We start from the raw sequence: 16081 nt of genomic DNA on the forward strand, positions 1-16081 counted from the left end.
CCCGCACCGCACCCACGGCTGAGGGCTTCGGCGGGTGCTGAATGCAAAGAACCCGATCGCGACGGCGATCGGGTTCGGAACATCCTGTGCACCCCCCGGGACTTGAACCCGGAACCCACTGATTAAGAGTCAGTTGCTCTGCCAATTGAGCTAGAGGTGCGTGGCGGGTCCGAAGACCTGCCTGGTGCGCCCCCCGGGACTTGAACCCGGAACCCACTGATTAAGAGTCAGTTGCTCTGCCAATTGAGCTAGAGGCGCAACGGATATAAATATACACACCCGGAGGTCTGGTGCAAAATCAAAAGCGGCAAATCCTGCCGTTTGTGGTGTAATACACACGCCGGGGCTTTATCTGCCGCTTCCGAGTCCGGGCGGGCGTCCTACGGGCGTCCTACGGGCGTCCTACAGGTACATCCCCGTGATCGTTTCCGTCTCCGGTTCCGACACTGCGTGCACATCGCGTTCGCGCAGCAGGGTGTAGGCGGTGGCCTCGAGCTCCACCTCGGACCGGTCCTCGGGGTCGAACAGGATCTTGTCGCCCAGCTTCACCTGGTGCACATGCGGTCCGACCGCCGCCACCACGCCCCAGGCCAGGCGCTTGCCCACGGCCGCGGTGGCGGGGATGACGATGCCGGCGGAGGACTTGCGCTCGCCGAGTTCGGCATCGGGGGCCACGAGCACGCGGTCGTAGAGCATCCGGATGGGCAGGTTCGCCGGGGCCTGCGGGTCGCCCGCCGGGTTCGTGGGGTCCTCAGCCACGGCGCTTGCGCAGCAGGACGAGGCTGGTCACGGCCACCGCTGCCAAGGTCAGTCCGCCGCCCAGGGCCGCGACCTCGGTCTTGAGTGAGCCGTCGGGGTTGATGACGAGGCCCTTGGCGGTCGCCTTGGCCTGCGCGGCCAGGGTCTTCGGGTGCAGCCGGCCGACCAGCTCGTCGACATTGCCCGACAGGCGTGCCGAGCGCAGGCGGATCGATTCGGCCAGCTGGGCCTTGGAAGCGGTATCGACGGTCACATCGGAGGTGTAGACGTTCGAGCTCACGGTTGTCCTTAGGGGTTGAGTTGGATATGTCGGATTTCTGCCCCAAGCTTATCCCGTGGCCGCAGTCGTGGGACAGGTGGCCGGGTAGGGTGAAGGCAGGAGAATCCATAGAAAGGGATGCCGATGCCACGTCTGGAAGTGGGCCAGGAGGCCCCCGATTTCACCCTGACCGATGCCACGGGCGAGTCCGTGAGCCTGCACGACTACGCGGGACAGCGCGTGGTGGTCTATTTCTATCCGGCCGCGATGACGCCGGGCTGCACCACCGAGGCCTGCGATTTCCGCGATTCGCTTTCTGCTCTGCAGGCCGCGGGCGTGCAAGTGCTGGGGATCTCGCCGGACAAGCCGGAGAAGCTGCAGAAGTTCATCGATAAGGAGGGGCTGAACTTCCCCCTGCTGTCCGATCCGGACAAGTCGATGATGACCGCCTGGGGCGCGTTCGGGGAGAAGAAGAACTACGGCAAGGTGGTTCAGGGCGTCATCCGGTCCACCGTGGTGGTGGGTGCCGACGGCAAGGTCGAGATCGCCCTGTACAACGTCAAGGCCACCGGTCACGTCGCCCGGGTGCGCAAGCAGCTGGGGATCGACGCGGCCTGAGCCGGTGTGGCTCGGGCCGGTGTGGCTTCGCGCTGCCGTGCTCGGTCCACCGATTTAACGCCTTCGGTCCTCATGGACTAATCTGGGATGGTTCGCGCGAGTGGCGGAATTGGTAGACGCGCTGGATTTAGGTTCCAGTGTCTGCGGACGTAGGGGTTCAAGTCCCCTCTCGCGTACACAGCGAAATGGCCTGGCACATGCCAGGCCATTTTTGTGTGCAGGGCGGGATCTACCGGTTGCGCTGCTTGCGCAGGACCACCAGTACCAGCAGCAGGGCCAGCGCGCCCAACGCCAGTAGACCGATGACCGGCAGCACCAGGCGCGGGGCCGAGGCCGCCGAGCCGGCGTTCGGCGCCGGCGTGGACTGCGCGGTGGAATCGGGCTGAGCCGTCGAAGCGCTGGGGTCCGGAATGGCATCGGGACCCTCGTCGTCTGTGTGGGGAACGGGGTCGGAATAGTCCCCGGCCGGGTCAGCTCCCTGTTCGTCTCCGGCCTCGCCGGGCAGGGCACTGGATGCCTCGGGCGACTTATGCGAATTGCCGTTTCCCTCGTTCGGGTCGGGCACCCCACCCGTCTGTGCGGGGTCGTCCGGATTCGCTGGCGCCGGATCCTCGCCGGGATTGCTGGCGGGGTCCTCGGGGGTGCTGCTCTCACCGGGGTCGGTACCCGGTTCCGTACCCGGCTCGGTGGACGGGTCTGTCGGATGCTCGGAGGGCTCGCCGGACCCGTTGGCCGCACCGTTGTCGTCGGCGCCGGCCTGATCGGAACCACTCGCGTCCGCCGCACCGCCTGAATCGGCGTTGCCGCCGTCCTCGGCAGAGCCGTCGGAGCCTTCGTCTGCACCGGCATCCGCGTCGCCGCCGTCGGAGCCACTCCCAGCGTCGGCGCTTCCGTCGGCCCCGGTGTCGGAGGAGCCGTCCGAACCCGCGTTGGAGGAACCGTCCGAGTCGGCGTCATCGCCGCCGGAGGCATCCCCACCGGCATTCGAATCGCTATCCGAGCCACCGGAGTCGGAGGGCCTGGCGGCATAGGACAGGACGCCGCCACTGAGGCTCAACTTGAACGTGTGCGGATTGATCGCCTCGCCCACGGAAGGGCTCTGAGTCGCCGGTCCGGTGGATGGCCGGGCGGCGTAGGGGACGATCCCCGGCAGCTGAGGCGGTGCCGTGGTGGGGCCGGTCGAGGGAGTCGGACGCACGGAATCAGCGGGCTGGGGGAGCGCCTTCCAGGTGGCCACGGCCTCGCCCGAACGGTCCTCGATGCCGATCACGGCGCTGGTCGCATTACCCTTCGCGTCCTTGCCGGCCGTGGGAATGGTTCGGCCGTCGAGGGCCTTGGCCGCCTGGGCGGGGGAGGGAACCTGGCCTGTGGATCCGGATGTGAACTCGAAGGAATAGGCGGAGTCGCCGGTCATCAGATCGAGCAGGGACAGGCAGGCCCGGGGCAGATCGCCGGAGCCCTGGCACTCCTGTGGCAGTGGGGCCTCGGTCGGGGTCGCGGAGGCCGAGGGGTCCGGGGACGCGGTGGGCTCCGCGCTGGGGGTCGTGGGTGCGGAAGATGCCGTGGACGGCGATTCCGCAGGGTCCGTCGGGCTGCCGGGCGCAGTTGCGGTTACAGTCGATTCCGGGGCTGAATTCGCGGTCGGCGAATCGGCCGAAGCGGGCACGGTGGCGTACAGCGCGGATCCTACGAGGAGCGCGACTGTGCCGAAGGCCAGCCGGCGCATCGCGTTCCGTACCGTCAAAGGTCGATCCGATCTGCGTGGGGACAAGGGCAGTTGCACCCATGGTACCCGGCCGTGCCCCTCACCTCAAAGCACCCGGCGGGCAATTTTCTATTCCTTGGGGTAGGCGACGACCGAGCCGTTGCCCTGGCGCACGATTGCCAACTGCCCGTCATCGGTCACGGCCAGCAGGTTGGTCGTGGTCCGCCAGGCGGTGTCGCCGGATACCAACACGGCCTCGCCTCCGAGTATGCCGGGTGTCACTGCACCCCTGGGGTCGGACAGGTCCACATGCTGGCCGGTCCCGTCGCGCACCAGTAGGCCGGTACGCATATCGAACAGGTAGGGGCCGATGACGGCCAGCTGGTGTCCCTGTCCGCGGATCCACTTGGCATCCTGGCCGATCGAATCGGTGCTGGTCGACACGGTGGACTTGATGGCGCCGGTCTTGGCGTTGTGGACGACCAACTGGACCGCGTGCCCCGAATTCGTGCGGCTGCCGGAATCGCCCCACAGGGTCACGACATTGCCGTAGCCGGCGGAGATCCACCGGATGATGTGCAGGTCCTTGGCCGGTTGCTCCAGTTTCACATCCGTCTTCTGACCGGTCTGGATATCGGTCAGTTGGAGGGGACCGGCGAACTTCGCGCTGATCAGCGAGCTCTCGTCCAGGGCCATGGGTGTGGATCCGATGGCCGGTCGGGGCAGCTTGTCGAGCGTGTGCTCGCCGAAGGTGTAGAGCGCGTCTCCGCTCTTGATGATGATCGAGGAGCCCGCGGAGCTGATCCGGGCCTTCTTCGGCAGAGAGTACTTCACCGGTTGATTCGAGCCGTCGAACAGGGCGAAGGCGGTGTCCCCGGTGCGCCAGACCAGCGCGCTCTGCTTGCCGATGCGGGTATCGACGGCGAAGGTGACCGGGTCCTTCACACTGGTCGAATAGCGCTGTTTGCCAGTGGCGGGGTTGAGGACTCGCAGTGACTTGCCCTCGACGATCAGTACGCCGCGCGAACTGGCGGTCGCCGAGGCCTTGCGCTGGGTTCCCGCCGACCACTTGGACGTCTTCGAGAAGCCGGGCACGGGCTCCTCGGTGGTTTCCACGTTCAAAGAGGAATACTGCCCCTGGCCGGCGCTGACGCCCTCGGTGCCGGCGGCATCCGAGCCGGGGCTGCCCACCACCTGCGGGAACAGATAGGCGATCGCGATGACGATGGGCAGGACCAGCAGGACGATACCGGGGATGGTCAGGGCGTGGCCGCCGATCCGCTGGGCGCGCTTGCGCCGACTCCGGGTCCGTTCGAACTTGGGGCGACTGCCGCGCGGGCGCAGGGGATCGGCCGGGCCGGAGAACTGTGTGCCCGCAAGGGCTGCGGGGGTGCCGGGTTTCTCCGTGCTCGCGGAGGGCTGGGCCCGGTCGGCTGTCTGGCCATCCGCCGTTATGGCATCTGCGCTTGTCTGGGTCGGAAGGTTCGGGGTCGGAGCCGGATCGACGGTGGGGGCAGAGGCCCCGTGTGCCGGGTCCGGGGCGATCGGCTTCCGGTCTGTTTCCGTCTGGGGAGTCGGTGGGGTGGCGGGCCTGCCCGAAACCTGGGCTGCAGTGGGTTCCGCCGGTGCGGCCGGTGGCTGCGGTGCAGCGGCGGCAGGGGCGTCTGCTTGAGCGGATGGTGTCAGGCCGCCGGTCTGGTCGATGTCCAGACTGTGCTGGGCGCCAGAGGGCTCGACGATATCGAGTCTGATGCAGACTGCGTTGGTCCGCCCGAAACCACGCGCCGCATTGAGGGCGGAGGCGAGGTCGGGATGCTGTGTCGTCGTGCCGGCGATGGTCAGTTGCGCCGACTTATCGGCAGCAACGTGCACATTCGCGCTCAGCATCTGGTGGGACCTCGTTCGGCTGGGAAAGGCGGGCGGGCATGGGGCCGGCCCAGGGCAACAGTATCCATGATCATACGTGAGCCCGCGGCTGTCATCCTGAAGTGGTGGTTCCCGGGTACCTGCAACACAATCGTTGCGGTTCTCAAGCTTTGACAAGGATGTCGTGACAGAAATCGTTACCTCAGGTGTGATCTGCCGCTCATTCCTGCCAGTGGTAGCAGCCCGGTTTGCAAATCTCCGATCTGTGCCCCTAAGATATCTCTTGTTGCCCGCAAGGGCACGATGGTGGCTGTAGCTCAGTTGGTAGAGCACCGCGTTGTGGTCGCGGGGGTCGCGGGTTCAAACCCCGTCAGCCACCCGGATAGAAGATCCCGTTCCTTCAGATCGCACTGGAGGAACGGGATCTTCGTCATTCACAGCCGCAGGCAGATCCCAGCGGATGGCCACTGGAATGTGCAGGACCATCACCGCCGCAGGTGAGATCCTAGGGCTATGAGACGAACCCTCGGTATAGTGCGCCTGATCCTGCGGGAGCGCGCTTGGACCGCACTCATTCCCGTGCTGGCAGCGCTCGCCGTAGGCCTGCTCATCGCGCTGCTGCTGGTCCCGGCTGCCGCGGCCCGTGGCGATGCGCAGTTCGCGGCCCACGATGCCGAACTCGAACAGCGGGAGCGGGATCGTGCGGGTGGGCAGGCCCCGGCCGACCATCCGGACTTCACGATCGCCGTGGGCATCGACGATGAGCCGATGGAGATGCCCGCCCTGCAAAGTGCCATGACCGATCATCTGAGCTTCGCCGAGGAATTCGCCGAGCGCCTCAAGACCGGCGCGGTGGCTGTAGACTTCGCAACGCACGAGCGCGTGATGAGTCCTGCCAGTGCCCGCGCCCAGGTGGCCGACGGCACCAGTGCGTTGGCCATCGTCTTCCCCAAGGACTTCACCCGCACGCTGCTCGCGGAGATGAACGAGCGGGGTCTGGCCGGTGCCCATCCGAAGAAGTACCGGGCGAAGGTCGAGGTGCTGGCCGGCCCACAGGCCAGGACCCAGAATGATTTCGTCCTGAACGAATACCGCACCCAGGTGATGAACCAGGCCCTCGAGTTCAGCCGGGACCAGATCCACACGGAGGCCCAGCGCTGGACGTGCCAGGACAGCAGAACGGCGCAGACGTGCAAGGCGAGCCCGGCTGCACTGGCCACGGCCTTCGACCAGGCCTTCGCCTTCACCGTGGTCGAGGCCAAGGGCCCGGCGCCACAGGACTATCGGTACGCTTCGCTGGTAGCGGCCGAATCCACCGGGACCGAGGCCGCGCCCGGCTCTGCTGCAGCGGCCCCGGCGTCCGCAGACCTGCGCGCCTCCCGGCACGTGTACTCCCTGCACAGTGCCTCCCTGACGGCCATGCCGGTGGCCCTGGCCGCCGCGGCTCTGGTGCTGGGTATTGCGACCTCGATCGTGGTGGACCGGAACGTTGGAATCGGCATGTGGGGATTCGGGCCCTGGCGCCGCTGGGGCAGACAGCGCCCCCTGTCTCGGACCTCGGTCCTGAGCTCCAAGATGTGGCTGTGCACCGCGGGCGCTCTGGTGCTCGCACTCGCCGGTGCGCTGTGGGCCGCCGGGGCGGGTGCGGCCGGGGGATTCGGCCCGTTCTTCCCACACGGGGCCACCGAACTCATCGCCTGGGCCGCCCGGTTGGCGGTGTTCTTCGTCGCGGGGCTGCTCATCGCCGGGCTGGTCGTCGGGCTGATCGACGTGCTCGGCGGTCTGGCAGGGGGAGTCGCTACGGCCCTGCTGTCGGTGTGGGTCCTGCTCTCATCCGGCGCCGTCCCGGCCCTGGGTGGGGGCGTCACCGGATCCGGGTGGGTCGGGTCCCTGGTGGGATCGGTCGCACTGGGATTCTCACCCACGTCCTATCGCGCGGTGGGCATCCCGGGATTCGCGCTGGTCTGCATCGCGCTGATCGTGGTGGGCGCCGTGGCCCAGACGATTGTGCGGCTCTACGACAGGAAGGTGAGCATCCGGATCGGCTAAAGCGCCGCTAGACCCGGTCGAAGGGCGAATTGCCCGGCCGCAGCACATTGTCGCGCTGCGGTTCGGAGACGACCGCCTTCTCCGTGACATCGAACTTCTCCCGGTACTTGCCCAACAGCAGGCGGCCCTGGGAGTAGATATAGGTCGAGGAGTTGTAGATCAGCATGGTGGCCGGGTAGAAGAACCACTGACCCAGCATCATGAACGAACGGAACCTGCCGTACTTGGCGGGCCTGGGCGGGATCAGGTTGAGCACCACGACCAGGGAGGTCAGCAGGGAGACCATCGCGACCTGCTGGATCACGCCCATCAGGAACGGGGTGTTGCGCACGAATGCGTCGGCTTCGCCGGAGCGCAGCATCATGATCACGGGCACCCAGCCGCCGAAGGCGATGATGGGCGACACGCAGGCCACGGTGACGTGGCCCTCCAACAGGCTGAGGAAGCGGATCAACGAGGGCCAGAACGGTGCGCGCTTATCGGCCATCTGCTGGGCCACATACGGCACGTCCGACGCACCGTAGGACCAGCGGCTGAGCTGTTTGAACTGCGCAATGGCGGTCTTCTTCAGATTTCCGGCCAGGACGGCGTCCTGGTAGATCGGCACGTGGATCGGGCGGACCTTGTAGTTGCCCCCGAAGTGGAAGTAGGAGCGCCAGTACTGGTGGCCGTCCTCGACGATGGACCGCTTGGTCCAGAAGTCCATCTCCACCAGGGCGTCCAGCGGCTGGGCGTGGGAGGCGAAGTTGCGCAGCGTGTACGGGCGGACCGTGGAGGTGAGGTTCCAGACACAGTTGGCGCTGGCCACCACTCGGGTGATGACGGGCGCGTCCCAGATATTGCTCAGATACAGGGCGATCGGCTGGAACGAGCGGCGCTTGCGGTCCGGATCCTTGATGTATTCGTAGGCGACGTAGTCGAAGTAGCTCTCATAGGGCTTGTTGTCGCAGTCGAGGGTGGTGACGATGACATCGGAGTACGCATGACCGTTCTCATCGGCCCAGTTCTGCACCCGGTAGCCGGCGTAGGTGATGTTCGCGCCCTTACCCGCCAGTTCCTCCGGCAGGTCCTTGGGGTGCTTGACCAGTTCGAAGTGGCCGAATCGGTGGCCGTATTCCGCCTTGAGTCGCTGGGCGGTCTCCTCGATGCCGTCCCCGCCGCGCTCCTCATAGGCGAAGAAGATGCACAGCTGATCGCCCGGGGTGGTCGAATAGCACAGCCCGCGGATCGTCGGGGCGATGACCTCGTAGCTTTCGTTGTACGCGGCCACGACGACGGCGTGGCGCAGGTTCGACGGGTGCGGGTAGATATCCGGATTCGTCTTGACCCGATCCAGCAGCTCGCGGTGCTTGTGGACCTTGAACGAGCCGGGCGGGCTGGGCGGGACGCGTTTGCCGTCGAGCGTCAGCCCGATGTCCATCAGCCGGGCCGACCAGTCCACCCGGGCCGCGCGCTTGTACCGGCTGTAGCCGTGGGCCAGGTCGAAGGCGCCGCGGATCGCGCGGTAGAACATGATGGCGACGATCGCCAGGACGTAGTAGGCGCCGACGCGCGGGGAGATGATCGGCAGGATGATCGTCAGCAGCAGAGCGGTGTAGCTGATCAGGGCCGGCAGCATCTCGAACGCCCGATAGAGCGGGCGTCGCTTACCCAGGGGTATCTCGGTTTCCACCGTCTGCCTTTCGTGATGCTAATCGGACCTGAACTTCCAGTCTATGGTTCAAGGCCTTGAAAACCGCTGGGAGTACCCGGTTTATACCGGAATCCGTGACATATCTCTCACGCCGGACGCGCATTGCCCGCGGGTTCGTCTGCCTCTAGGGTGAGCCTATGACCGACTCACGAAGAAGTGAAGACATCCGCTTGCTCACCTGGCGCCTCGACGCCTTCCACTCCGCGTCCTATTTCGCCCCGGAACTGCGCACCGAACTGGCCGCGGCCGGACTGGTGCACGGTTCCGATCAGTACCTGGCCTCGCGCGCGGCCCCGCTGGGGGCCGTTGGCGGAGAGGCCGTGACCTCGGTGTTCTACGCGTTCGGTCACGACTACGTGTGCCGGTCCCTGCCGAAGGTCTGGGAGACGACCAGCCCGCAGCAGGCGCACGCGGCCCGGTTACGCGGGGTCGCGGCCCTCGTCGAGCGGGCGCGGTCCGGCGCGGCGGAAGACGGATTGCCCGGCGGCGCGGCGCAGATCGATGCGGACGCGGCCCGGCTGTGTGAGGAACTGGCCCCGGTCGTGGCGGCCATGGACGACACCTACCGGCCCCTGTCGGCGGCCACACGGGCCGCCCTGGCCCAGGTCCCGGGCGCCTCGGACCCGGTGCTGGCGCTGTGGATCACCGCCACGCACCTACGGGAGTACCGCGGCGACAGCCATGGGGCGGTGCTGGCCACCAGCGGTGTCACGGGTGCTGTGGCCAGCATTCTGCACAGTCTGGACGGTGGGCCCTTCCCGCCGGCTGCGGCTCGACGCGCACACGGCTGGACGGCCGAGGTCTGGGCCGAGACCGTCGACCACCTGCGCTCGGCGGGCCTGGTCGCGGGTGCAGACGACGACACCGCTGTGCCGACAGCGGCGGGCAAGGGCCTGCGCGCGGAACTGGAGGCCGCGACGGACGCTGCCGTGGCGGCCTCCTGGGATTCGCTCGACGATGCGCGGCTGCACGACCTGGCGCAGCTCGCGCGCGTCGGCGGGCGCCTGGCTAGGGCCGCCAAGGGCTGAAGCCTAGAGCGACATGCCCTGGGTCTTGGCCGCCAGCTCCGCGGCGATCGACTGGGCCTGGGCCGAGGTCGGGCCCTCGGAGACGAACACGGTCTTGCGGTAGTAGGCCAATTCGTCGATCGAATCGCGGATGTCGCCCAGCGCCCGGTGGCCGCCGGTCTTGGCGGGGGCGTGGTTGTAGGCGCGCGGGTACCAGCGCTTGGCCAGTTCCTTGATCGAGGAGACGTCGATGATGCGGTAGTGCAGGTGCTCGACCAGTTCGGGCATCTGCACCTGCAGGAAGCCCTTGTCCGTACCCACCGAGTTCCCGCCCAGCGGCGCCTTGCCGGCCACCGGGGCGTGCTGCTTGATATAGGCCAGGACCTGTTCCTGGGCCTGCTCGATCGTCAGCCCCCCGTCCAATTCCTCGATCAGGCCGGAAGTGGTGTGCATATTGGTGACGAAGTCGTTCATATGCGCCCGCGCCGCGTCGCTGGGCCTGATGATGACGTCGATGCCGTCGTCCAGCGGCCGCAGTTCGAAGTCGGTGACGATCGCGGCGACCTCGATCAGTTCGTCGACGCCCAGCTCGAGGCCGGTCATCTCGCAGTCGATCCAGACGATCCTGTCGTTTTCAGAGTTGTTCTTAGACACCCTGTCATTGTACGTGTGTGGCGATTGCCGCAACGGTTTTCGGCAAGTTCTCACGCGGGACCAATAGAATAGTGCTCTGACCTCAGTCCCTACCCGAAGGAACCAGCGTGCGATTCATCGCGTCGGCAATCTTCCTTGTGCTCGGCCTCGTGCTGGGCGTCATCGGTGTTGGCCAGAAGACGTTCTGGGCCCCCTCCGACACCATCACGGCCAGCGCCGACATCGACGCTGACGCCCCTGTGGCGGTGATCGAACCGGGCGTCCTCAACCTCTACGACGTGCCGACCACGGTGAAGGTCAAGGGCACAGGCCCCCTGACCGTGTCGCAGGCGTCCAAGGAGAACATCGACGCCTGGGTGGGTGAGGACACGCGCGTCACGCGGATCACCGGCCTGCAGTCGAGCACCGAACTCGCCACCACGACCGGCGATGGCAAGGACACCTCCGTCCCGGACCCCGCAGGTGGTGAGCTGTTCACCAAGCAGGATTCCGGGGATGACGAGGTCACCCTGACCTGGAAGGACGACGCTGGACGTACCGCCTTCCTGCTGGCGGGCGACGGCAAGGCCGGAGAGGTCACCTCCGTGAGCATCAGCTGGCTCAGCCACGCCAGCACTCCCTGGGCCACGACGCTGATCGTCCTGGGCATCCTGGCCCTGGCCGCCGCAGTGGTGCTGGGCATTCTGGCCATCCGCAGTTCGCGCCAGGAACGGGCGCGCCGGACCCGCAGGCAGGAACGTCGCCGCAGGTTGGCCGAGACCGGTTCCACCGTCACCGCCGAGGTCCCCCTGGTCGGGGCGGCCGCTGCCGCTGCCGCGGGGACGGTGGATGGTGCGGCCGGGACGGCAGCCGATTCGGCGGCCGCAGGCACGGCTGCGGAGGACGCGACCACTGTTCTGCCGAAGACGGATACCGGGGAATCGACTCCGACCGCCGTGGACGCGAAGCGGGCGGGGGCGAAGTCGAAGCCCGACACTGTGGAGCCGGAGGCCGGCAAACCCGCGGTCGCTGGTGCGGAGACCACCGCGGCCGAGAAGACCGGTGAGTCCGAGCCCGCGAAGCCCGCGGCCAAACCGGAGAAAGCGCAGAAGCCGGAGACCGGACAGGCCAAATCCGCGAAGCCCCAGCGCGCGATTCCGAAGACCTTCGCCGAGGACGAGGAAGAGGAACCGGCGAGCCCGATCGCAGATGCCAAGGCCCAGCCTGCGCCGAAGGCCAAGCCTGCAACAACGACCGCGTCGGCACCCAAGGCCAAGCCGGCGCCCAAGGCCTCGTCGGAACCCAAGGCCAAGCCGGCACCCAAGGCCGAGGATGCGAAGCGACCGGTGCCCCGGCAGGCGCCGGGAACCTCGGCCCCGGCACCGCGCAAGGCCCCTGAGCCCCCGAAGAAGGCTTCTGAGCCACCGCAGAGGGCGGCCGAACCTCCACAGAAGGTCCCCGAACCTCCGAAGAAGGCACCCGAGACCGTGACGAACCCCGACAGCTCCACGTCCGGAGGCGACGACAGTGAACGCTGATACGACAGTGAACTCCGCAACGGCCGTGGCACCACACCGGAACACGGCACATCACGCAGCACCGGCCCGCGGTGTGGGCAGACGGCTGGCGCGCGGCCTGGCGGCGGCCTGCATTCCGGTGTTGGCCCTGACCGGCTGTGGCGGCGATGAGGAACTGCCCAAGGCGCAGCCCGCGCCACTGCCCTCGAGCGCGCCCGCCGTGGTGACCGACGAACAGGTCGACTCGATCCTTGGCGCGATCGGCGACCAGGTGGCGAAGGCGGACAAGGCCCGCGACAAGAAGGCGCTGGCCCAGCGGGCCGCCGGACCCGCCCTGGCCCAGCGGGAACGCGCGTACAAGAACGCCAAGAAGGCGAAGAAGGGCTATGCGATGCCCGCGGCGGTGGCCAGTGAGCAGATCCTGCGCAATGCGTCCTCGGCCACGCAGAGCTGGCCGCGGGTGACCACCGTGATCGCCTCCGGCGGCGGGCAGACCCAGGTCCTGGTGCTCAGCCAGGAGTCCCCGCGCGATGACTACAAGCTGTGGTCGCAGACGACTCTGCTGGCCGGCGCGCAGATCCCGGAGCTCAACGACGCAAGGCAGGGCTCGGCGCTGCTGGATCCGAATCAGTCCGGTCTGGCGCTGACTCCGAAGAAGGCGCTGTCGGACTACGCGGCCATGCTGCAGGACGGCCAGGGGGCCAAGGGCAAGAAGGCGAAGGCCCGCGCGGCCGAATTCGGTTCGGACGATTTCACCAAGGGCCAGGTGAAGGCCGATGCCGATCAGGCCAAGAGCCTGAAGAAGAACAACGCAGAGGTCGAGTACACGTACAAGGCCGGAAAGACCCTGGCCGCTCAGGCGACCGCCGACGGCTCGGCACTGGTCTTCGGAACCGTGACGAAGACCGTGACGACCAAGCCCGAATCCAAGGACGGTGAAACCGGTGAGCTCCAGCTCAGTCCGCCGTATGACAAACTGACGGGCGCTTCGAAGACCGAGAAGGGCTTCGAGGTGGAGATCGCGAGCAATGTCGTCATGGTCATCCCGAAGTCGGGCAAGGCCACTGTGATCGGCGCCGACCAGCTGGTCTCCGGCGCCAAGCTGAAATAACCGCGCGGGGAACGACCGCGCCTGCCGAAGCAACCCTGCCGAAGCAACTACGCACAGAGGAGAAACACGTGACTCAGATGCCGCAGAATGCGGGTAGCGCACCCGCCGGTCAGGAGGGCCTGGACCTCTCCGCCGTCCGCCACCCGGGACGCGCGGGAGCGGATGCGCCCGCGGGCGGTGCCGCGGCCTCCGGCACACCGCGACAGGCCGGGCCCGGCGAGGTCCTCGTCCCCGACCTGGTCTTCGACGTCACCGAGGAGACCTTCAACGACGTCGTGCAGCTCTCCGCCCAGGTCCCCGTGGTCATCGACCTGTGGGCCGAATGGTGCGGCCCGTGTAAGCAGCTTTCCCCGGTGATCGAACGGGCGGTGCGCGATCTGCACGGCCGCGCGGTCCTGGGCAAGGTCGACGTTGACGCGAATCCCCGCCTGCAGCAGGCATTCCAGGTCCAGTCGATCCCCACGATCATCGCGCTGATCCAGGGGCAGCCGGTCCCACTGTTCCAGGGCGCCCAGCCCGAGGCCCAGGTCAAGGCCGTGCTGGATCAGCTGGTGCAGCTGGCCGGCCAGCAGGGGATGACGAAGACCGCGGTTCCGGCGAACGCACCGGTGGACGAACAGCCCGTCGGCCCCGCCCACCCCGAGGCCATTGCGGCCCTGGAGGCCGGGGATCTGGACCGGGCCAAGGAGATCTACCGGGCCGCCCTTGCGGAAGCCCCCGCAGACGATGAGGCCAAGCTGGGCCTGACCCGCGTGGAACTGCTCGAACGCACGAAGGACCAGGACCCGGCACGGGTGCGCGCCGCTGCCGCGAACGATTCGAAGAACGTGTCAGCCGCCCTCGAATGCGCGGACCTGGACGTGGTCGGCGGCCACGTCGACGATGCCTTCAACCGGCTCCTGGGCCTGTTGCCCGGTCTGACGGGAGAGGACAAGGAGACGGTGCGCCTGCGCCTGCTTGATCTGTTCGAGGTCGTCGGCGCCACCGATGCCCGTGTCGTCAAGGCCCGCGCCCGCCTGATGCGCGCGCTGTTCTAGGAGCGGGCCCGGTGTCACGACTGACCGTCATCAGGCCCGTGCTGGGCGTGCTGTGCCTTGTCATCGCCGCGGCGATCCTGGTGCCGGTGATCTCCGCCCTGTTGGCGGTGGGAACCGACGACAAGCTCGAGGCCAAGGAAATCACAGTGGCCCCCGGCACCTATGCGGTGTCCCTGGACGAACAGGTCGTGCCCTTCACCCATACCTCGGCCACCCTGACGGCGACATCCGGCGGGGGCTCACGCGAACTGTTCCTGGGCACCGCCAACGGCGTCGATTCGGAAAGCTATCTGACGGGAATCGCCCACCAGGAGATCACGGGTTGGACCATGCCGGGCACCTTGGAGAGCCGGCGACTCGACGGGGACACAGCGCCGGCGGTGCCCCCCGCCGGCCGTGACTGGTGGATTCAGCAGCAGACCGGGAGCCAGGTGTCCCAGACCTTCGATCTGGACGCCGCTCCGAACGTCATCGTCATCGCCCCCGCCGATGGAAAGGGCGATCTCCAAGGAGCCACGGTGACCATGCAGATAGCCGTCCACGGTGTCCTGGCATTCTGTATCATCGGCCTCGCCGGGGTCGTCCTGGCACTGGGCGGTGCCCTGTTCTTCTTCCTGCGCGCCCGCCGTACCGTTGGCCGGCGCGGGAGGACGGGCCGGGGCTCCGGTCGTGGTCGGTCTGGTCGGTCCGATTCGGATCGCGCCGGTCGCTCCGGTTCCGGCCGTTCTGATTCGGGCGGCCGAAGCGCCGGCCGGGAGCGTGCGGCCCCTACCGGCCGTGGGCGCCACGGCGCCACCTCGCGGCGTGGAGTGGCCGCCGGAGCCGTGGTGCTGGGCACCGTGGTCGGCGTCTCCGGATGCGCGCCCCTGCCCGTGGCCCAGCCCGCCGACCCCACCATCAAGAGCTACAGCCGCGTTCCCCTGGCCACCGGCCAGGCGGGGGACTTCATGACCGGCTATGTGAAGGGCCTGGACAAGGCGCTGCAGAACGGTGGGAAGAACCTCGACGCGCTCCAGGCCGACCCGCTGCGCAGCCGCACGGAGGCCGAAATCCTCATCGCCAAGGCGGAGAAGAAGAAGCTGAGCGCCGGCGCCTTCGAATCGGTGGTGGCCGGTGGCCGTTCCTTCGACGCCTACCCCATGTGGTTCATGGCCTTTGCCAAGGTCGCGGGCAGTGACGATACCGTGGAGGCCCTGGTGGCCCGGCGCGATACCGCTGCCAGTGACTGGTCGGTTGTGCAATCGCTCTTCCTCCCGGCAGCGTCTGCGCCCCAGCTGGCCGCGGACGCCGCAGGGGCAGTGGCGCCGGCCCCCGGCGAGTTCACCGACCTGGATCGCGGGGCCACGGAGGCCCTGCTGAAGTACCTGCGGGCGGAGCCGGGCAAAACGCAGAAGGAAGCGGCGGGAATCCAGCTCGAGGGCAGGGCCTTCAGTGACTTCCGCGCCTATGTCGACAAACTCGCATCCAAATCGGGCGGTTTCAAGGACGTGGGGGTCACCTGCAAGTCCGTAGAGGAAGCTGCCGATCTGTCCGCGATGTCGCTGAGCACCAGGGAGGGTGCTGTGTCCCTGGGCGAGATCCGCTGCACCGTTGAGGCCACAGCCTCGACGAATGCCAGCGTCGACATGGGCAATGACGTCGAGGCGCTCATCACCGGGGACAAGAACCGCTCCACCGTCGTCATCGACGTGGCCCTGCCGTACATGCTGCAGGCCAAGGGGCAGGGCTCCCGGCCCTCGGACCTCGACGATGCGGAACTCAGCGCGGCTGGTGACGGCTGGTTCATGGTCGGTGCCAAGACCCGGGGCAAGCGCACCCAGGGGTAGG

Annotated in this window: 13 protein-coding genes and 4 tRNA genes; 9 read left to right on the forward strand and 8 right to left on the reverse strand. The window is 67.6% G+C overall.

All coding sequences use genetic code 11. The features are described from left to right. Nucleotides 1-87: 87 nt before the first annotated feature. From NQ034_RS12040 to NQ034_RS12055, 4 genes are all read right to left on the reverse strand, one after another. Nucleotides 88-160, reverse strand: a tRNA-Lys gene (locus tag NQ034_RS12040). Nucleotides 161-182: 22 nt separating this feature from the next. Then, nucleotides 183-258: transfer RNA gene (locus NQ034_RS12045), tRNA-Lys, on the reverse strand. A 144-nt stretch (nt 259-402) separates the two neighbouring features. Continuing rightward, the gene (locus NQ034_RS12050; protein WP_257049199.1) at nt 403-696 is read right to left on the reverse strand and encodes a GroES family chaperonin; all 294 of its coding nucleotides are present in this window, start codon (nt 694-696) and stop codon (nt 403-405) included. A 55-nt stretch (nt 697-751) separates the two neighbouring features. Next, a complete protein-coding gene (locus NQ034_RS12055) occupies nt 752-1039 on the reverse strand; it encodes a DUF3618 domain-containing protein (protein ID WP_257049119.1) in 288 nt (95 codons plus the stop codon). Nucleotides 1040-1162: 123 nt separating this feature from the next. Here NQ034_RS12055 and bcp point away from each other — a divergent pair, with 123 nt between their 5' ends. Next, complete coding sequence (gene bcp / locus NQ034_RS12060; RefSeq protein ID WP_257049120.1) at nt 1163-1636, forward strand: thioredoxin-dependent thiol peroxidase; 474 nt, start codon at nt 1163-1165, stop codon at nt 1634-1636. A gap of 94 nt (nt 1637-1730) precedes the next feature. Beyond that, nucleotides 1731-1812 (forward strand) — tRNA-Leu (locus NQ034_RS12065). Between the two features lie 53 nt (nt 1813-1865). Here the strand turns inward: NQ034_RS12065 and NQ034_RS12070 are convergent. Further along, on the reverse strand, nt 1866-3380 hold the full coding sequence (locus NQ034_RS12070) for a hypothetical protein (protein WP_257049121.1): 1515 nt from the start codon (nt 3378-3380) through the stop codon (nt 1866-1868). 90 nt (nt 3381-3470) lie between these two features. After that, nucleotides 3471-5228 (reverse strand): hypothetical protein, encoded by a 1758-nt coding sequence (locus NQ034_RS12075; protein ID WP_257049122.1) that lies wholly within the window; start codon nt 5226-5228, stop codon nt 3471-3473. Between the two features lie 285 nt (nt 5229-5513). Here NQ034_RS12075 and NQ034_RS12080 point away from each other — a divergent pair. Continuing rightward, nucleotides 5514-5586 (forward strand) — tRNA-His (locus NQ034_RS12080). Between the two features lie 134 nt (nt 5587-5720). Then, a complete protein-coding gene (locus NQ034_RS12085; RefSeq protein ID WP_257049124.1) occupies nt 5721-7256 on the forward strand; it encodes a hypothetical protein in 1536 nt (511 codons plus the stop codon). Nucleotides 7257-7263: 7 nt separating this feature from the next. Here NQ034_RS12085 and NQ034_RS12090 read toward each other — a convergent pair whose 3' ends face one another. After that, a complete protein-coding gene (locus NQ034_RS12090) occupies nt 7264-8928 on the reverse strand; it encodes a glycosyltransferase family 2 protein (protein WP_257049125.1) in 1665 nt (554 codons plus the stop codon). A 158-nt stretch (nt 8929-9086) separates the two neighbouring features. Between NQ034_RS12090 and NQ034_RS12095 the strand changes: the two genes are divergently transcribed. Then, nucleotides 9087-9977 carry an SCO6745 family protein gene (locus NQ034_RS12095; protein ID WP_257049126.1) on the forward strand — a complete coding sequence of 297 codons (891 nt, stop codon included), beginning with the start codon at nt 9087-9089 and terminating at the stop codon, nt 9975-9977. Nucleotides 9978-9980: 3 nt separating this feature from the next. Here NQ034_RS12095 and orn read toward each other — a convergent pair whose 3' ends face one another. After that, complete coding sequence (gene orn / locus NQ034_RS12100; protein ID WP_257049127.1) at nt 9981-10610, reverse strand: oligoribonuclease; 630 nt, start codon at nt 10608-10610, stop codon at nt 9981-9983. 107 nt (nt 10611-10717) lie between these two features. On the opposite strand from orn, the gene NQ034_RS12105 reads away from it, so the two are divergent. From NQ034_RS12105 to NQ034_RS12120, 4 genes are all read left to right on the forward strand, one after another. Then, nucleotides 10718-12127, forward strand: a complete 1410-nt coding sequence (locus NQ034_RS12105) for a hypothetical protein (protein ID WP_257049128.1) — start codon at nt 10718-10720, stop codon at nt 12125-12127. Beyond that, entirely contained in the window at nt 12117-13217 is a 1101-nt protein-coding gene (locus NQ034_RS12110; RefSeq protein WP_257049129.1) for a hypothetical protein, read from the forward strand. The genes NQ034_RS12105 and NQ034_RS12110 overlap by 11 nt, the downstream gene beginning before the upstream one ends. Nucleotides 13218-13294: 77 nt before the next feature. Beyond that, on the forward strand, nt 13295-14254 hold the full coding sequence (locus tag NQ034_RS12115; protein ID WP_257049200.1) for a tetratricopeptide repeat protein: 960 nt from the start codon (nt 13295-13297) through the stop codon (nt 14252-14254). A gap of 11 nt (nt 14255-14265) precedes the next feature. Further along, nucleotides 14266-16080: a DUF8094 domain-containing protein gene (locus tag NQ034_RS12120; RefSeq protein ID WP_257049130.1), complete on the forward strand. Its 1815-nt coding sequence runs from the start codon at nt 14266-14268 to the stop codon at nt 16078-16080. The last annotated feature ends 1 nt before the right edge of the window (nt 16081 follow it).

Origin of the sequence: Brevibacterium moorei (assembly GCF_024580735.1) — a bacterium.
Lineage (GTDB): Bacteria > Actinomycetota > Actinomycetes > Actinomycetales > Brevibacteriaceae > Brevibacterium > Brevibacterium moorei.

Excerpts from the sequence above, each read along its gene's own strand:
- NQ034_RS12050 (WP_257049199.1), bottom strand. The coding sequence starts at position 696 with ATGCTCTACGACCGCGTGCTCGTGGCCCCCGATGCCGAACTCGGCGAG.
- bcp (WP_257049120.1), top strand. The coding sequence starts at position 1,163 with ATGCCACGTCTGGAAGTGGGCCAGGAGGCCCCCGATTTCACCCTGACC.
- NQ034_RS12075 (WP_257049122.1), bottom strand. The coding sequence starts at position 5,228 with ATGCTGAGCGCGAATGTGCACGTTGCTGCCGATAAGTCGGCGCAACTG.
- NQ034_RS12085 (WP_257049124.1), top strand. The coding sequence starts at position 5,721 with ATGAGACGAACCCTCGGTATAGTGCGCCTGATCCTGCGGGAGCGCGCT.
- NQ034_RS12095 (WP_257049126.1), top strand. The coding sequence starts at position 9,087 with ATGACCGACTCACGAAGAAGTGAAGACATCCGCTTGCTCACCTGGCGC.
- NQ034_RS12115 (WP_257049200.1), top strand. The coding sequence starts at position 13,295 with ATGCCGCAGAATGCGGGTAGCGCACCCGCCGGTCAGGAGGGCCTGGAC.